General features: G+C 52.0%; 10 protein-coding genes and 2 pseudogenes. All 12 read right to left on the reverse strand.

Annotated features, from left to right (window positions below; genetic code table 11):
• Position 1: 1 nt before the first annotated feature.
• Positions 2-1,600, reverse strand: coding sequence for a type VI secretion system protein TssA (gene tssA, locus LPQ25_RS14590; RefSeq protein WP_015874732.1), 1,599 nt, complete (start codon positions 1,598-1,600; stop codon positions 2-4).
• Positions 1,600-5,053, reverse strand: a pseudogene (locus LPQ25_RS14600) (ImcF-related family protein). The gene tssA and the pseudogene LPQ25_RS14600 overlap by 1 nt, the downstream one beginning before the upstream one ends.
• Positions 5,050-6,258: a hypothetical protein gene (locus LPQ25_RS14605; protein WP_032430730.1), complete on the reverse strand. Its 1,209-nt coding sequence runs from the start codon at positions 6,256-6,258 to the stop codon at positions 5,050-5,052. Before LPQ25_RS14605 ends, LPQ25_RS14600 begins: the two are co-directional and overlap by 4 nt.
• A gap of 747 nt (positions 6,259-7,005) precedes the next feature.
• The gene (locus LPQ25_RS14610) at positions 7,006-7,341 is read right to left on the reverse strand and encodes a hypothetical protein (RefSeq protein WP_015874730.1); all 336 of its coding nucleotides are present in this window, start codon (positions 7,339-7,341) and stop codon (positions 7,006-7,008) included.
• A 186-nt stretch (positions 7,342-7,527) separates the two neighbouring features.
• Positions 7,528-8,598, reverse strand: a complete 1,071-nt coding sequence (locus tag LPQ25_RS14615; RefSeq protein ID WP_014907718.1) for a TIGR02594 family protein — start codon at positions 8,596-8,598, stop codon at positions 7,528-7,530.
• Positions 8,585-9,697 (reverse strand): annotated as a pseudogene (locus tag LPQ25_RS14620) (IS3 family transposase). The gene LPQ25_RS14615 and the pseudogene LPQ25_RS14620 overlap by 14 nt, the downstream one beginning before the upstream one ends.
• A 168-nt stretch (positions 9,698-9,865) precedes the next feature.
• Positions 9,866-10,387 carry a hypothetical protein gene (locus LPQ25_RS14625; protein WP_023157869.1) on the reverse strand — a complete coding sequence of 174 codons (522 nt, stop codon included), beginning with the start codon at positions 10,385-10,387 and terminating at the stop codon, positions 9,866-9,868.
• Positions 10,384-12,306, reverse strand: coding sequence for a LysM peptidoglycan-binding domain-containing protein (locus LPQ25_RS14630; protein WP_015874724.1), 1,923 nt, complete (start codon positions 12,304-12,306; stop codon positions 10,384-10,386). The genes LPQ25_RS14625 and LPQ25_RS14630 overlap by 4 nt, the downstream gene beginning before the upstream one ends.
• Before the next feature lie 17 nt (positions 12,307-12,323).
• Positions 12,324-12,725 carry a DUF4431 domain-containing protein gene (locus tag LPQ25_RS14635; protein WP_223170026.1) on the reverse strand — a complete coding sequence of 134 codons (402 nt, stop codon included), beginning with the start codon at positions 12,723-12,725 and terminating at the stop codon, positions 12,324-12,326.
• 11 nt (positions 12,726-12,736) lie between these two features.
• Positions 12,737-15,427: a type VI secretion system Vgr family protein gene (locus LPQ25_RS14640; protein ID WP_014907723.1), complete on the reverse strand. Its 2,691-nt coding sequence runs from the start codon at positions 15,425-15,427 to the stop codon at positions 12,737-12,739.
• Between the two features lies 1 nt (position 15,428).
• Positions 15,429-18,083 (reverse strand): type VI secretion system ATPase TssH, encoded by a 2,655-nt coding sequence (gene tssH / locus LPQ25_RS14645; protein WP_015874721.1) that lies wholly within the window; start codon positions 18,081-18,083, stop codon positions 15,429-15,431.
• Positions 18,084-18,346: 263 nt separating this feature from the next.
• Positions 18,347-18,838, reverse strand: coding sequence for a type VI secretion system effector Hcp (gene hcp, locus LPQ25_RS14650; RefSeq protein WP_002902160.1), 492 nt, complete (start codon positions 18,836-18,838; stop codon positions 18,347-18,349).
• Positions 18,839-18,842 lie beyond the last annotated feature (4 nt).

An 18,842-nucleotide genomic window follows, 5' to 3' on the forward strand; every position in this document is an offset into this window, starting at 1 on the left:
GTTAGCCGCAAAGCACCGCGCTACTGGCTGGATCGAGCGCAATCAGACCTGCCAGCAATTGATCCATCTCCGGTTGCAATCGTAACTTTTCACTCTCGCTGCGCGTGGCTTTCATGCGCAGTAGCCTGAGCCGTCGCGATTTAATCTCGAACAACAGGGCTGGGATCCACTGCGTGAGGGTGATTGATCCCGCCGCATCGTCGAGTTCTCGCAGAAGATAGAGCGCGAGGTCATTCTTCCCCTTTTGTTCGGCCACGCGGGCCATAAGCAGGCGCAACAGCCATTTTTCTTTAGTGGATTCAGTGCCCGGGCGCGTCTGAATCCAGTGGAGTGCAGCATCGAGACCGTCAGTGTCAGCCTTCTCGAGCGCTTCAGGTTCAAGGGCCAGAATGTCGTTATCAGCGCCGCTGGCAGCCGATACTGGCTCATCCTGCCAGACGGACATATCGTCGAGGACACTCTGATTTATCCAGTTCAGCGTGACCTCATCGGCAAAGGGTGTGCCGTCGTTAAAAGCTAATGTTTCAAGCCCGGTGAGACGGCGCAGCAATCCTTTCAGATCGGCAATTATAATATCGGCCAGCACATCCTGACCCGACCTCACCAGCGCCTGATGGATATACCATTGCAGGTCAAGCCAGAGGTGGTTAGCGCCACGTGAGAAGGTACTGTCCGCCTGTTCCAGTATCTCCGACCAGCTCTGTTGCAGGTACAGCCGCTTGAGCATGGCACGCTGATCTGCTCTGGGAGGCTCGATACGTGTTTTTCCTTCAGCATCAGGCGCAGGGATGATTGTCAAGGTGTCATGACGAAGGCTTTTCATTAGCCGATGTGCGGCAAGCCAGCCATCGGGTTGAACACGCAGATATGCTGTCAGGGTTCGCGCCTGGGCCAGCAGATCCTGACCGGAGGTGATGTTACTGAGAACCGGCGCTTCGTATTCAGCCATGCGTGAAGCGGTTTGAGCCAGCCCCCGGTTTCCGACGTTCTGCGGCACCACCGCATCGACTCCCCCGCCCTTTATCAAACGAGACTCCAGTGCACCCCAGAGTGCTTGCAGATCTGGCCGTGATGTTTCTGGTTCTGTCGTCAGACAATCATCAATGAGAAGCAGCGCGCCGACGGTACGCCTTGCGTCCTCCCGCACAACTTCTGGAAAAAGTGAAAGACTGTCTAAGATACGAGTACCCGCCAGCCACTCGATGGCTGCTTTGCGGCTACGGTCGCGCTGCGGATAAAGCTGCATACCATATCGTTGCAGCAAGCCTGCCAGCAGCTCCAGCCCATCGGCCAAGCCAGCTTCCCCGTCCTGGTGCAAACGGGCCCAGCAGTAATAGGTAACAATCCGGATATCTTTTGTTGTTGCCAGTAACTGTCCAGCCAACTGGCAAATCAGTACGGTATCGACACCGGAGATCTTATTGACCTCCTCGCGGATACGCTGAAAATCATCGTCATAGCCCGGATCGCTCCCGGTGGGCTGGCTATCACTGATTGGCGAAAGCCAGGACTGCCACTGCGCCTGACGTGACCGGGCCTGCTGGCGCAGTACGCTTTCATCCAACTGACTGGCGGCAACCAAATTTTGTAAAATGCTCATTATTCCATCTCATCCATGTCACTATTCCCTACCCCCGTCGTCAGGGCCTGTGCGCTCTCAGCCGCATCGACAGTGAAAATCTGATCCGGCAGGGTCAATCCGCGCAGCGCCAGAAGCGCCAGCGGGCCACTCCCAAGCTGGGAGCGCAATACCCACTGCAGGGTGCGGCCATCCGGAGCGGAGAAGCTCATCATCCACTGGCTGCGATCCAGCGGATGGCGTTTACCCTGCTCCAGCCAGCGAATAAAGCCCCAGGTACCGCTGTAGTCACCGAACAGACGCGTTCCCGCATTGACGGTGGTCCAGGTCAGCAGAGTGCCGGGTTTATACGTCTCCCCGGCCAGCGGAAAGTCTGCCAGTCGGCCATCTGATTGAAATAGCGCAGCTTTTGGCCGTCTATCGTCAGCTGTGTCTCGACAACCTCCGGGCAGGCCTGGCCTGTAACTCAAAGCTGATCCCCTGGCTGCCGTCGGTGAAAAGAATGTCGGACAGCTGGCTTAGCTGGTCGATCGCGCGCAGAAAGGCCGGATTAAAGACCAGGCCGTGACTGTTGACCTTATCCGGCACCCACTGACTACCTTCTTTATGCAGGACACCGTTCAGCTCCGTCGTGAGAAAACGTTCGATTCGCCCGCTGTCTTTGCGCACAAACTCAGCCAGCATCGGCAGGGAGGCGTCGCTTTTGCTGGCGGCAAACGGAAAGCGTCCGTCAAAGGCGGTGTGCCAGTTGGCGACCACCGAGCGGCGCCATTTATCATTCAGACTGGCCGCCGACGGCAGAAGCACGGTTTCCCAGGCCTGAGTCAGCGGCTGCACAAACAGAGTATTACCGAAGCCACTCCACTCTTCGCCAAGGCTTGCCGAAATCAGGCTACCGTACTGTTGCGTGTCGGTCAGGTCGACGCTTTTCCCCTGGAAGACGGTCTGCGCCAGGGTCTGCATCATCACCTGCGGATCGGAAGCATTCGCAACCTGCTGCAGGCGCAGGCGCACGCGGGTGATACGGGTCAGATAGGTTTGCAGGCTCAGGGTGCTATCGGCCGACATGACGTTGCTGCCCGTGTTTTTCCCCATCAGCTGGAGCAGTGGGCCGAACGTGTCATCCAGAGGCCCCTGCGGGCCGGCTGCCGACTGGTCGATGACCGGCTTGTCTTTCCCGCCCACCAGATCTTTGGCCGATTTAATAAGGCTGTCCGACAGCCCCTCCCTTTGTTGCCCCGCCTGCCCCTGCCAGGCAAGGGTATTCATCAGGGCAATCAGCGGCGACTGGCGGACATCGCTAATCAGCGTGAGCTGGTCGGTAACATCGGCGATATTGGTCGCCGGATTAAGTCGCAGACTGTTGAGAAAATTCAGCCAGCTGCCGGCGAAATCGGTGAAGTAGCGTCGGGTCAGACGCGCTTTCAGCGCCTCCGGCGACAGGTCTGTCGACACCGTTTTGCGCGAATCGCTCAGCACCCAGTCGATTTCCTCCCGGCGCGAGCTGGCTGCCTTATCAATGGCCTGCTGAATGCCGCCTTCCCATGCCTGGCGGGTAAACATCCCCGGGACCACTTCATCGGTGGTAAACAGCCGGCGCGCATCGGTGCCACTGGTCATGTCTTCCAGCGATACATCGGCAAAATTACGACGCACGGATTTGAGCATGTTCTCATATAAGGTGCTTTCGGCATTGCGGCGACCTAGCTGCTGCAACAGAACCTGACGGCTCTGACTCACCCGTTGCGCATCCGGGATGATCTTCCACTCTGGCCGCTCGGGCAGCAGGGAGAGATAAAAGGCCCACAAATCCGGCGCCAGACTTTGCCACAGACCGGTCGAGATCCCCATTCGCGTCGGCTGGACCGTTTTCATGGTCTGCGCAAAAAATGCGCCATCGGCTTTATCCGGACGAGCCATCATCAGCCAGGCTTTCAGCTGGTCATAGCCCGGTTTCGCCAGCTTGGCTCGTTGGTCGCTATTGGGGGCGGAGTTGACCAGCGCGTTGAGCGCCTGCTGCAACGCGGCATTGGCCGGGTCACGTATCAGGCGATGATTTGCCACACCGTACCAGGGTAGGACGGCGTTTAATAGTTGCTGATGATGGTCCAGACCAAAGCGCCGATACCAGGGCGCCCCCTTCTGCCCATCGTGCACGAGACGGCCGGCCTCATTGCGCAGGGCATGGAGGGCCGTCAGTTGATAGTCAGAAACGGAGGGGTGGGCCACCAGGTCGCGGGCTTTTCCCGCTACCGAAGCAATCTGACTGTAATTGAGGGCAAAGGAGAGCAGCAGTCCCGCCGCCCACAGGCCGAGGATGGCCAGCAGACCGCACGCCAGGCCCCGCTCCCACGCCATTCCCACGTGATGCCCGCGTAAACGGCGGCAGTCATCGACGATCCCCAGCCAGGTGGCGGGCAGCGTCAGGAGATGAGGCTGGCCCACAGGCGAGGTATCCGCCTCCTGATACGGATCTACGGTACGAGGCTCTGGCAGGCTAAACATCAGGCCTCGCAGCGCAAGCCGCTGCCGCGAGGCGGTCAGCCACGGCGCCAGCTGCCAGCGCCATTGCGCGATCCCCCCGTCGATAAGCTGCTGTCCCAGACGCAGCAGAAAGTCGTGGCGGGTCTCCTCCGCGATCTGGCGCATCCCCTGCTCCCGCAGCGTGGGCAGCATCTGCGCAAGCTGACGGGCGACATCGTCCTCGGTAGCGCGCAACGGGAAGCTAACCCCTACCGCCTGCACCGCGCGGTCAGCCTGCGGCCACTCACTATCGCATAGTTTCCACAACCAGACCGGGGCGGCATAGCCCAGCAGTTCGCTGATTTTTTCCAGCCCGTGCAGGTCGCTCTCGCTTATCTGCGGCGTCAGGGTGAGAGACGACGGCATCACCCGCACAATTCCGTCCAGAGGACGGCCACGGCGCAGCTTGCGCAGCGCGATGTATTTTTCTCGGTCAGGCTCCGATGCAAGGCTGCCGCCGTAAATCAGCACGGTGCGGTTGCCTTCAAGCCAGTGCTGCTGACGCAGGCCAGGCACCAGTTGTTCGATTGCCGCCTCGTCGCCGGTGACTAAAAGCAGGCGGACTTTGCGCCGCCAGTGAATTCCAATTCGGGTTCGCAGATGGTCACGAATCCTGGCACACATCACCACTGCTGGAGAAACAGAGATGTTTTCACTCTCATCTTTTCTCTTATTGTCATCACCACGAGTGACATCCAGGAGCGCCTCAAACTCCTTTTTACCGGCACTGCGAGCTGTCCACAGGAGCATAACTAACATGATAAAGATACATCCGGTAATGCAGCACCCACCAATAAGCCAGTAATTCTGCTGCTGACTATCGCCCTCAAGTCCGGCCATGTCAGGATGTTTCCAGACGATAAATGTCATTGCAGCCAAGAGTAAAAAGAGAATGAATACGACTGAAAGATAGCGACCTTCCGTAGTTTTCGGTGCTAAAAGTAACTTCACAGATCCATCTCCTGTCTTGAAGCTATCGGGGTAATAAGCGTGCTCCATAGCACTTTCTGAGTGGTATCCCCGCAGATAATCATCTGCGGGGATTGTGTTTGTCGGGCGATTTCAGTGGCGGCAGCAATAGCCAGCCAGGGTGCAGCGGCTCCAGCATTCCCCATGGATATATCGAGTGAAATGACAGCCTCATCTTTTACGCACTGCGCAGGATGTGCATTCTGACATCCAATCGCTTCTGCACGTTGCTCACCTGTCATTCCAGCGAGCCATAAATTTTTCACCATACTTTCTTTTAGCGGGACGTTCCAGGCGGCCATCCTCATCCCTTCGCTAAGTTCACCTGAGGGAGCAGCATCTGGCCGGTGTAGTAATGCGAGGGGGTCAAGCGCCTCTTGCGTTAGGCGGTTGCCAAGAAGTAGAGCAACAGCCGCTTCAGCAGTATTGTTTGTAACAACCGGATCAATCTGGAGGCCAACGATCAATAACATTGCTTTATCTTTAATACGTTCATTTAACCAGCGGTCAATTACACTAAGACCACGCCCTTCAACGTGTTCAACAGGAAAAGTGATATTGTTCTTTTGCCATGCCTCATCCCAGTAATGGCGAATGTTCTCCAAAGGCAGCGATGTTGTTACATCAAAAACTACTACTAGTGGGCATTTATCAGGGATTTGTGTAAAAGGAATATCTGCAATCATCTGCGAAAAAATATTCATTATCACGAATTCCATAGAATCCTGCGGGCTGGAAGAAATTTGGCTCATTCTGGCGCTTTCATTACCATCCCGGCCGACCTGTGAAACAATAATGCTGTCGTTGTTTTGCATAGCAATAGCGGTATCTTTCTGAGCAACTGATGAGTGGCCGGTAATAAATGTTGCACTCAGCACTTGTAATGCACGCCGTGCCTTACGGGTTTCTCGAAGAATCCACTGTTCTCGCTGTTTGTCAAAAGCGTTTGCTTTGCTATCCTGTAAAGACCAAACAAGCAGACGAGAAGAAAGCAAGACACTCCACAAAGCAACAGGAAAACCTAAAGCTAATCTCCAGAAGTACAGATTTTCAACATAACGCCCAAATATACGCATTATGATAATACTGACTGAAAGCATGACAACCAGAGCAACAAGCCAACGAGAAAATTTCAGAGGCTTAGGTCTGGGGTAGCGTTCTGGCAAATGTTTAAGTGTATATGGCATTAATTTCCTCATATTACAGGATGGCTAAATTAGCTTGATATGCAGGCGAAACAAAAACTCACCACATTATATTTCTTTCATTAGCAAACTCACACTTATACATACGACCATCCTTTTTGGTAAAAAACAGAAATCAACGTGCTAGTTTACTTTTGTCGTTGAAGTGGCCTTCCATTTTTTTTCAGCATGTAATTTAACAGAGACTTGTCTTTTTTAATTATAATCAGGAATCGGAGGGTTTTCTCCACCACACCTACCGTTTTCAACTATGATATTCTCTTCCCCTCGTAGGGCATATTTCAATCCATTTTATACGCGAAATAGTTGACAGTAACTGGGTCTATCCCACCAATACATCCAATTTATAAGCAAATAAAACAGTGCCTTCGTCATTGGTAAAGCTACTGTTTATTTCAACTGATTCTTTTACCCCCCATTCAGATTAATATCCATTTCACAGTCAATAATATAATCATTTGAAATGCAATCATCCTTACCCTTTGTCACCTGTTTTACAGATAAATACTCTGCAGTATTATTCTGGTTGATTTCCTTTTTCATCACCAGTAAATGCTTACCAGAATTACCTTCCCACTTTGTAGAAAAGATTGGATTTTTAGTAAAAATAGAGTTTATTGGCTACAAAATAATATGCAACACAACCTAAAAAGCAGCAAGAGCGCTGAATAATGATTAATCAACAACACCCTTAATTTAGGGCGATATGCTTACATCAATACTCACAAGCTATTTTTGCAGCATAAATTTATTGGCAGCTTTGCAAGCTAAAGTTCCGTCGGGAAGAGAATCAAACAAAGAGGTAAAGTTATATAGAACTGTTTTCCCATTAACTTTCTTAAATTCAAGAAAATACCCATAAGCACCATCATCATCACATTTTTTTCTAATAGACTCTGGTAGTGCAAAAGATACATTCCATACACACACTTTTTCATTTGGGAAAACTGCCGATGTGTTAACAGGATACTTTGATTTTTTGTCCACTCCCCAGCCATAGTAAACCTCAGATACATTGACAATGTGTACTGTATTTATTTTTGATAAGTAAATCACTTTCAACATAACGCCTCATTTCTTTTGAAGACATTTCAATCAACAACTTCTTATTATTTTTTTTGAAAACCTGTCTTAGAGAATCTATATTTGAGTTATCCATACACTCTTCTGCCAGTACACATGAACTGTAACCAAGTAACAATGCTAAAACATAATAATACTTCACATCACCTCCAGTATTAAATTTTTTTATCACCTTGTTCTTCCATCCTCTTTCGAGAGTAGATTGGCTCCAAGGCTTTCACGCAACTCTGCAATATTAGAAATCGCTGCTTCTCTCGAGCCCGAATTTATTATTTTTTGTGCATAAGAATAATATGAATTAGGTACATAGAACCCTATCAACTCATAATGTAACCGTCCATTGATATAAACTTGATATAACGGGTTTATTGTTACACTATCTCCCTGATTTCCGCCAAGCACACCTATTTCTCCATCCTCAAAAAGACAGTATATAAAAGCAACGTGCCCTTTCCAAGATCCTTTTTTCCGCAAAACGACTATTGCGCCGTATATAGGTTGAGACACTTTTATAAAACTTTTATTTTTCGAGAAAGATTGAGAACTGGCGCTACCAGATGTTGAATACCCAGATTCTTTAAGGCAATAATTTACAAAAGAAGCACACCACGGATTAGAGTCACCAACCATTGATGACATATTAATGCCTGTCTTCTTATGGTAGTTTATTCCGCCATCGCCTTCCTTTACACGCCCCCATTTCCATCGAGTATCTCCCTCCTCGAATGCAACCGCCATCCACGGAGCCTCTCGCTGATCATGAGGAAGTAACGCAATCGGATTACCGGAATTTTTTCCTCCGACTGATTCCAGCGTTTTTTTATTGGAATTTACTTCTTTGTTTTGCAGTTGTTTTTTACTCACTGTTTTTGAGGTTGGAGGATTAATTGCTGAGTTATCGGACTCGACCGCAGTATTGTTACCATTTTTTCTTATAGAAATTGATTGCCCTAGATATATTTTATTAGGGTCTGATATATTATTCTGACGCGCAATATCGTCAACATTCGCACCATTTTTTTCTGCGATCTTCGCCAGCGTGTCACCAGGTACAACGATATAGATTAAGGGGCTATTAGTTTTGGCACCATAAATCGTCAAGTGTTGACCAGGGAAGATCTTACTCACATCTTTTATATTATTGTTTTTGGCAATTTCATCAGTGCTTGTCTTATAACGTTTGGCAATTTTTGATAGAGAATCTCCTGGTGTAAGCGCACCCGTTTTAGTTCCACGCACTTTTTGAGATTTCCGGGGTTTCAGCCATCAGCCGGTATTCTTCCGGCGTCAGGTTATTCAGGGATTCGTGGGGGCGCTCGCCGTTATATTCAGCCAGCCAGCGCTCTGTAATTTCCCGTGCTTTATTCAGTGTTCTGAACAGATAAAAATCCAGTATTTCTGTTCTGTATGTCCGGTTGAACCGTTCGATAAAGGCATTCTGCGTTGGCTTGCCGGGCCTGATAAAATCCAGCATCACACCATGCTCTTCTGCCCATTGTGCCAGCGTCAGCGAGACCAGTTCCGGACCGTTATCCATCCGCATCTTTAGCGGATATCCGCGGTTTGCCACGATCCTGTCCAGCACTCTCACGACCCGCTGCGCCGGGATATTCAGGTCAATTTCGAGCGCCAGTGCTTCGCGGTTAAAATCATCCACCACGTTGAAGGTCCGGAAGCGTCTGCCGCACACCAGCGCATCGTGCATAAAATCGATGGACCTGCTCTGGTTCATCGCCTCTGGCGTCACCAGCGGAACCGGATTGCGCACTGGCAGGCGCTGTTTTCCCTTACGGCGAAAATTCAGTTTCAGCAGGCAGTAAATCCGGTGAACGCGCTTATGGTTCCAGCTTTTGCCCTGCCTGCGCAGCACATGAAAAAGCTTTTCAAATCCGTATCGCGGATAGCGTTCAGCCGCCACGGTCAGCGCCATAATGACTGGCTCATCACGTTGCGTATCAGGCTGATAACGAAATACCGTCCTGCTCAACGACAATATACTGCATGCCTGACGTAAGCTCATGGCAAACTGCGCGGTCAGATAGCTGACCAGCTCACGCTTTATCGCTGGTTTTAAAGCTTTTTTTCAATAACGTCTTTCAATGCGCGGCACTCGAGGCTCAGGTCCGCAAACATCTGTTTCAACCGGCGGTTTTCATCTTCGAGGTCCTTCATCTTTTTGATATCAGAGGCTTCCATACCGCCGAACTTCGCTTTCCAGTTGTAGTACGAGGCCTCAGAAATCCCCGGCTTCGCGGCACACATCTTTGACGGTGCGTCCGGCTTCGACGGACTTCAGAACGGCGATGATCTGGTGTTCGGTGAATCGGGCTTTGCGCATGGCGATCTCCTCCAGGAACATAATCAGTATGCAGGAAGATCTCTAAATGTGAATGGTCCGCTTTACCGGGATGCTTACATGACATTTCCCCAGCAATGGCGCTTGAAAAACACAACATACTTATGATTAATGAAATGTATCTAAACAAAACAACTGACCCCAATATCATTAAGGACTGGAAGGGAGTATCTTTGATCTTATAGATTGGCAAATGGACCTTCCTAAAAGCTTATAGCTAATAATTCCATCAACATTCAACTCATTCGTAAAGATATGCCCAGGGGCTTTTGAATCGAACGTATAAATAAATAATTTATTATCTTTCACTGCATAAAAAAGAACTCCATCAAATCCAGAAACTTGATCATCAGAGTAAGATGATAATATTTTGGCAATCTGAGTTCTGGATGATAAGTCTGTTATGGATTTTATTAATATATTGTCATCAATACCTTTTGGGAGCGTATTCAAATATACGTTGTCAATATAAGGAGTATAATCATTTTGATCGCACGAAGGAGTGTGAGGATTGTCCACACCGTAATAATTTCTAAAAAAGCCATCAAGGACATATTTATAATCACTTGCAGAAGGCAATGCCTTTACAAGTAAGGATATTCCTCCGGGATCACCTGCCATCACTCTCAATGACAACAACAGTAGCATACTTATACCTATAAAATTTTTCATCGACCGCCACCTTCATCTTTCACAGATTTAGTTTTGCTATCAAACCCGAATAAATTATTGTTTACATCGTCAACATCAACTATAGGTAATTCCGCTGAATTTTTTGAATAATATTCTTTATACGCGACAGGTATATAATATTTATAAAATTTTTGATACACAGGAGTTTCCTTTTTTTTTCTAACAGTCATGCTGAATCTAGATGTTGGTTTCGTGGTACTATACATCGATAACTTAATAGTACCTCCACCATATGCTTTACCTCCTTGATTTCCGCCTAAGCCAGCAATATCACCGTTACTCGTTTTTCCATACACAAATGTTACATGTCCATTGCCTGTAAATTCATCACTTGATTCGACATAAGTACGAAAGACCATCAATGCACCATATACAGGATTTTTTATCTCGATAAACTTAGTTTTATCATAAACTGGAAATTGAGAAGACTTTGTAAAACTCCTGGAGTAGTCATACCCTGTTTCTTTCAAGCAATAATTTGCAAACGAAGCACACCATGCCGTACTACCCAATGACCCTTTAGAACCCGTAAGATTATGATAATTATCAGTGATTTTCTTCTCTCCTGTTCCATGCCATTCCGTAACCTCGCGGATTGCAATCGCCATCCATGGTGCCTCTCTCTGATCATGGGGAAGCAAGGCTATCGGTTTATCCGATTTTTTAGAACCTACTGATTCCAGTGTTTTTTTATCTAAATTGACCGATTGCACATTGGGTGAAGTTCTACTAACTGGGGGCTGAGGTTTGGGTGCCTGTTTGTCAGAGACTAAGACAGGGCTGCTACCTTTTGAGCAGTTTGCATCATTTGAAATCAATATCGACTGACCTGGATAGATTTTGTTTAGATCTACGATATTGTTCCAACGAGCGAGTTCATCAACAGTTACGCCATATTGTGCTGCGATCTTCGCCAGCGTGTCACCAGGTACAACGATATAGATTAAGGGGCTATTAGTTTTGGCACCATAAATCGTCAAGTGTTGACCAGGGAAGATCTTACTCACATCTTTTATATTATTGTTTTTGGCAATTTCATCAGTGCTTGTCTTATAACGTTTGGCAATTTTTGATAGAGAATCTCCTGGCATGACTATATAATCTATCGGTTTCAGAGCGCTCTTCTCACGTGGCACTTTGGGAGTCTCGGCAAGTGTTTTTGCAGAGAATTGAGAAAAGTTTCGCGTGAGCAGTATATTCTTCGTTTCATCCCCAGCAACAGCTGAATAAACAACATCCTCTTTTCCAGCAGAATTAGTATATTTGACGACAATAACCATTCCTTGTTTGGTATGAATAATTGTCTTTAGCTTGCCGTAAACGTCTGTTTTCCACTCGTAGCTAGTACTTCCTAGTGTTACCTTAAATGGCACATTAGCAATTGGGCGAGAGCCGTCTGAAACCGTCAAGTTTGTCACATATACCCATTTTTCAGTACCAGCCTTCAGGCCACCTTCTTTTTTACTGATCGCATCCACAACTTTGCCGAATTCTTTATCATTCAAGTCAGATATTTTTTTATCTTTTGCAACGCCACTCTCTGAACTTATAAAGTTAGCATAAGCTACGGGATCATTACCTGCGGTTTCAGGAGCATACTGCGACATCATCTCAGATATGGTGTCATTTCGGTATTTTCGCCTCAATAATGCACATTTCTCACGCTCCCCAGCTTCAATACTGGAAAAAATCGCAAATGTATTTTCTTTCGGATTATATACAGTGCCGGCACCTATTCGCCCTTTTTGCTTACTTGCATCAGGCAATGCCATAATATTTCCGGGGTTGTTAAATCTCCAGTTTAATGTCCCTGCAGTTTTTAGCAAACGAGTCCCATCACCAGCTTCGTACTCAACCGTCTTGGTTTCAAGATGGTATGTCGCTTTTATAAATCTCATAGATCATCCTTTTTATTTTATTCTGTTGGCTGAAAGCTGGTGTCGTTTAATAAGACGGAAGTCATATGATAGCCTGTGACAGCAAGCATAATTTTTCCATCTACAGTGACATGGTGATTAAGTAGATTGCGTTTAGTTTTATAATCATCACCACTAACAATGAGCTGAATATTGCTGTTCCAACCTTTTTGCTCAGTATTAGCATCAACCACGCACTTTAGCGGACTATTTATATGCAGGATCCAGTAGAGTAATTTTTCGTCATGCGCCCTATCTTCCCCCCAATTTGGGGGGCCGTAAAATATTTCTTCTTTCATTACTCCTGTGAGTACAATCTTATCCCCCTCTTTCAGGCATGCAGCATATACACCGAAGCTATAAAATAAGATAACCAGACTCAACATAAGTTTCATAAGCATACTTAACACTATCAACTATCCTTTGTTAAACTTAATAAAGTTGAAATCATTGATTCAGTCAATGCTGATGTTCTATCATCTTCAAAACCCATTTCACTTAAATGAAGATCGGCATCAGGTGCTTCATCCTCAAAATCCTCCATACTGTCGTCTTCAGTTGATGAGACAGAAAGCTCCTCTTTACTCCAAGTTTCTCGGCCAATGATTAAATTTAATGTATCGCTTTCAGGAAGTACTATTTTGGGAAAACGACCTGAAGTGTCTACTGTTCCGGTAGACAGAATTTTTCCAGCGCTATCAGAAATACTGTACGGCTGATTTATCAGCCAGTTCATACTCTGGCTGACACTATCCGCACCTGGAAAAGCAAAACGTAAACTGTGCTCTCCAGGCTCCATTACAGGAAATACAGGCATTTTGACTTTTTCAGAAGCGCTTTCCTGACGCCCGTAATATCCTGCTTTCGTGCGATATTCGCCTGCAGTAGCAGATTCAATCGCATTTGCATCAAGTCTGATATAACTCCCCCCACCATTCAGGGTCAGCTTCTTCTTCGCGATGATTTTGATTTCATCCTCCGTGCTGACAATGCTGATTTCCTTCCGGGCAAGCAGCGCCATCAGGTCATTCTGCGCCTGCATCTGTACCGGTCCCTGATTCGCTATCAGCCTGATCCCAAGCTTTCGCACAAACACGCTCAGCGCACTGCCCACCCCGATGAACAGATTTTTCACCACGCTGACGTCTGCATTCTTTCCGGCTGTGGCAATCAGGTTATGCCCGGCTGAGACCTGCAGGTGCTCCCCGCTGGTCAGCGCTATCCCCTCCGGCGCGCTGACCAGCAGTACCGATTTTTTGAGGTCTGTCAGCTGCTGCTCCAGCAGGGTAATTTGCGCCTGGAGATCGGCCGGGTTCGCGGTCGCCTTCTGCGCGTCACCGGAGATGGACATCATCTGCTCCCGGGCTTCGGCCAGATTGCTGACCGCCGGCTCCATATCCAGCACCTGCCCCTGAGCCTGCACCTGTCCGTCCGCGCTGATAAATATCCCTTTCTGTGCCCGGATAGCGCCCCAGCTGTCGGTTCTCAGCTCAAAGCCTTCGCCGCGCGGCTGCTTTTCAGCATCCACGAGATGGCCGAGGTTCAGCTGGCTCTTACCGCCGTACTCCGTCGAGACCTTGATATGCTCTTTTCCGCGCTCATCGTCGAGGCGGATTTTGTTGTTGGCCGGGGTGCGCAGGACGTTACGTTTGTCATTGCGGATGGTGACGTGGTCGCCGTGCGCCGAGTCGTGCAGCACGCCCGCGATATACGGCCGGTCAGGGTTACCATCCTCAAAGCCAATCGCCACCTCCGTCCCGGCCAGCAGCGGCAGGTGCAGGCCGTAGGTGTCTCCGGCATACGGCCGCGACTGGCGGACCCACAGGCTCTCGAAACCGGTTTCCCAGCGCGCCCGGTCAAACAGCATATTCACCCGGTAGCGTCCGTGTTTGTCGATATGCCCGTAGGTGTCGTTTTCCCGGGTGCTGGTCACGCGGGCCGGCAGCGTCCCGGCCATCACCGGACGCGCGCCGGGCTCAGGCCGGTAGCCGACGTCCGGGCTGTCCGGTATGCCGGCAAACTCCACCGCAAAGTCGGCATCGCGCCGGGCGTGGCTGTGCATCGCCGTGACGAGCACGCCATCAGCAAACTCCCCGGCCACCTCCTCTCCGCCGGTGACCTTCAGCACCTGTCCCGGGCAGAGCGTCGGGCAGCTGGTGGTGGCCTGCATCCGGGTCTGGCCGTTAAGATAACGCTCATGCCGAAGCCGGGCGTAAAACGCCCCGGACTCCGGCGCCGGATGGCGGTCATGGACATTCCCCGCGGTCAGGTAGTTATCTCCCCAGTGGTAAGCCTCACCAAAGGTAGTGGTCTCCCCGCGGGTGACATCCACCTGCGCGTTCATGTCCGCCGTCGCCTCGCGGTAGTTGTAGTCGCGGGTACTGACCTGCTGCTCCACGACGCGGTGGCGACATGCCATCTCCCACACCGCGTCCACCCCGGCCGACTGCTGCCCTGACGGCGGGACCGAAGGCAACGTCAGCCCCTTCTCATAGCCCTGCTGACTGTCGCAGAACTCAGCGACGTCGATGTGCAGCCGCGTGTCGGCGGTAAACCGAAACCAGATCCCCACCTCACCCAGCAGCCGGGTGATAAAGCGCAGGTCATCCTCGCCGTACTGCATCACCTGCTCGCGTCGCGGATACGTTTTTGTCAGCGAGAACAGAAAATCCTGACCGCGCAGGCCGTGGCGCTCGCGGAGGATTTTTTCCACAATCTGCGGAACGGACTGGTCCTGGTAAATGGCGTTCTGGTGCGAGCGGTTAAGCAGCGCCAGGCGCGGCTGAAGCGTCAGCGCGTAGTGCGTTTCATCCCTGGAGGTACTGAGCCGTTCAAACCCCGTCACCACGCCCTGGATCACCCGCACGGGTTGCTGAACATTGATGCCGAAGCCCTGAGCCACCGGCGCCTGCAGCGTCAGGGAGGCTGCCTTCATCAGCATCATCTCTTTGCTGATGGCATGGTCTGCGCTGGTGAATTCAATACGGTAGCGGAACGGCTGGCTCAGGGCTTCATCGCCCTCGAAGGCCAGCACATCAAGCCCGGCTTCACATCCCTTCACCGAAAGCAGGTGGTGGTTATGGCTGAACAACAACGATTTCACGCTACTCATCGGATATTGTCCCCTCGTCAAACGCCATCACGACGCCTTCCTCTTCGTGATACCCCAGCGTCACCTGGCGCGGTTTCTGCCCCGCCGCCATATGGCTCAATAGCTGCTGACTCAGTGCCGGCAGGATCTGCTGATTGAGCAGACTGTCGACGTTACGGGCGCCGGTATCCGGCAGCAGGCAGGCCTCGGTCAGCGCGTCGAACAGGCTCTCGCTGAGGGTGGTGGTGATTCCGTAATGGCAAGCCAGACGCTGACTTACCTGCCCGAGCTTCATGCCGACAATGGCGCGCAGCGCTCCCGCCGGCAGCGGACGGTAAATCACCGTCTGGAAGCGGGCCAGCAGCGCCGGCTGGAAGTGGCCGCGCAGCACCGGGCGCAGCAGCTCGTGCAGGTCTGATTCGCTGGCCTCCGGCTGTTCATCCAGCAACTGCATCAGGAGGTCGCTTCCGAGGTTGGCGGTCATCAGGATCACGGTGTTGCGAAAGTCGATTTCACGCCCCTCGCCGTCGCGCATTACCCCCCGGTCGAAGACCTGGTAGAACAGGTTCATCACATCGCGATGGGCCTTTTCCACCTCATCGAGCAGCACCACGCTGTAGGGGCGTTTGCGCACCGCCTCGGTCAGGATCCCGCCCTGGCCGTAGCCGACGTAGCCGGGCGGAGAACCCTTCAGCTGGCTGACGGTGTGCGGCTCCTGGTACTCGGAGAGATTGATGGTGATCAGCGCTTTCTCGCCGCCGAACAGCGCATCGGCCAGGGCGAGCGCCGTTTCCGTTTTGCCGGTGCCGCTCGGCCCGACCAGCAGGAACACCCCTTGCGGACCGTTCTCCGGCGTCAGGCCGGTTTTCGCGGCGCGCAGGCGCCGGGCAATAGCGCTCAGGGCCGCCTCCTGGCCAACCACCCGTTTGCCGAGACTCTCTTCCAGACTCAGCAGCTCCGTCTGCTCATCTTTCATTAGCGAGGAGAGCGGCACGCCGGTCCAGTCGGCAATCACCGTCGCCACGGTGCGGACGTCGACGTCCAGCCCGAGCAGCGGATTGCCCTGCTGGACGGCGATAAGCGCGGTTTGTAGATCGCTAATTTCCGCCTGGCGGGAGATATCGCGGCGGCAGGCGAGCAGCGCTTCCGTCAGCTGCAGCTCCTGACCATACTGAGTTTCAAGGGTATCCAGCGCCAGAATAAGGCGGATCTCCTCCTGCTCAATGGCCGCCAGCCGATCGCCGCGGGCGCTGTTGCCCAGCGCAATATCTTCCAGCAGCGCCTGCTTCTCCATCGCCAGCGCGGTGAGCTGCGCCTTCATGCGGGTCAGCGGCTCAGGCACGGTATCCAAACTCATACGCAGGCGGGCGGAAGCGGTGTCGAGTAAATCCACTGCCTTGTCCGGCAGCTGGCGACCGGTGAGATAGCGTCGTGACAGCGTCACGGCGGCGCGCACCGCATCATCCGTGATATGCACGCCGTGGTGGTCGGCATAGCGGGACTTCAGGCCGCGCAGCATCAGGCAGGCGGTGTCGTCGTCCGGCTCATCCACCTTGACCATCTGAAAGCGGCGCTCCAGCGCGGCGTCGCGCTCGAAGTACTGCTTGTATTCACTCCAGGTGGTGGCGGCGATGGTCCGCAGCTCGCCCCGGGCCAGAGCCGGCTTCAACAGGTTGGCGGCATCCGCGCCGCCCGCCTGATTACCCGCGCCGATGATCGTGTGCGCCTCGTCGATAAACAGCAGCACCGGCGAAGGCGACTGCTGTACCGCCTCAATGATATTTTTCAGCCGCTGCTCGAACTCGCCTTTGACCCCGGCGCCGGCCTGCAGCAGACCGAGGTCGAGGGTGCGCACCGACACCGGCTTCAGCGCGTCGGGGACGTTGCCTTCGGCAATGCACAGCGCCAGGCCTTCCACCAGAGCGGTCTTGCCCACGCCCGGCTCACCGACGAGGATCGGGTTGTTTTTACGTCGACGGGAGAGAATATCCACCATCTGGCGGATTTCCGTGTCACGTCCGAACACCGGGTCAATCAGGCCGTCTCTGGCTTTGGCGGTGACGTCGAGAGTGAATTTGTCCAGCGCGTTCTGCAGCGCCGGGTTGAGCCCATCCGCATTCAGTTCGCTGCCCGCGGGACGCCCCACAAATTCCACGTCCCCGCCATGGGGCTGCGCAAGCGCCGCTTCCTGCTGCGCTGGCGGACGTTCGTCGGACTGGGCATCCAGCAAGGGGCGCAGGCGTTCCAGCTGACGCTGGCCCAGCGTTAACAGCGGCCACAGGCCATCGCACTGGATCAGATTCTGTTTTTCAACCAGCGCCATCAGCAGGTGAACACTGCGGATCTGCGCTTCGCCGCTGAGAGAGGCAATCAGCCAGGCCTCCTGCATCAGCCTCAGGGTATGGTGAGAGAGCTGGGGACGATGACGTACCGAGCGCGGCTGTTTATCCAGCCAGCTCAGCAGATCCTGCCACAGCGCATCCATATCCCATTCATAGCGCCGCGCCAGCACCGTCAGATCGCCTTCCCCCTGTTCCAGCAGCTTGAGCAGCCAGTGCTCGGGCAGGATCTCGGCATGCGCCCGGGTCTGGCACAGGGAGGCCGCCCCCTCCATTGCGCGGGCACAGCAGGGATTAAGACGGCGTAACAGGCTGGCTGGATTTTCCATGAGATCCTCTCTTATTGTTTCCGGACACGCTACCGCCCGTCGCTGTTCCTGAACAGGAACCCCAAGCGCACAAGGTCAGGCAGACAGATTGTGTTTTTCTTTGCTGAGAACCCGTATCTCAGGCGCTCAGCAAAAAACGGCGGGCAGAGAAACGCTGCCCGCATCAGGCGATCGCCCGCAATAATCCCCGGCCGCAGAGATAACGATGCGGCCGGGATGAGCGAACGTCGCCTGCGCGCCAGCGGCGCGAAATATGACGGCAATTACGCGGTGGCGCGTTCGTTCCAGCTATCGGAGTGAATGATGTTGCCGTCTTTATAGGTCCAGGTGATCTTCTCGTAGCGCAGCTCAATCTGTTCCAGATGGTTGTGCTTCTCGTAGGCGGGGTTTTTGATGTCGTGCATCAGGGGATTCACTTTCACCACCTTGACGTTCTCAAGTTTGGTATTGAAATACTCCACTTCCTGGCCGGCATCGTTGATTCGGTACCACTTGAACTCGGCGGATTTCAGGGTCTGGCCGGTGGTCACCGCCTTGTACAGGTAGGGGCTGGAGGAGTCGATCTCCTTGGTGAACAGGAACGGCGTATGAATACGCGTGCCGGTCAGTTTGCCGGTGTTGTTATCGGTCGGGATGTACAGGTTATGCTCCTGGGCCACCACTTCGATACTGCCTTCACGATCCTGAACGTCGACAGACCCTTTAATGTCCGCGCCGCCGTCGTCTTTCAGCCAAAGATAAACAGGAATTGCCATGGAA

This window comes from Klebsiella sp. KPN54798 (genome assembly GCF_021184225.1).
GTDB classification, from domain to species: domain Bacteria; phylum Pseudomonadota; class Gammaproteobacteria; order Enterobacterales; family Enterobacteriaceae; genus Klebsiella; species Klebsiella pneumoniae.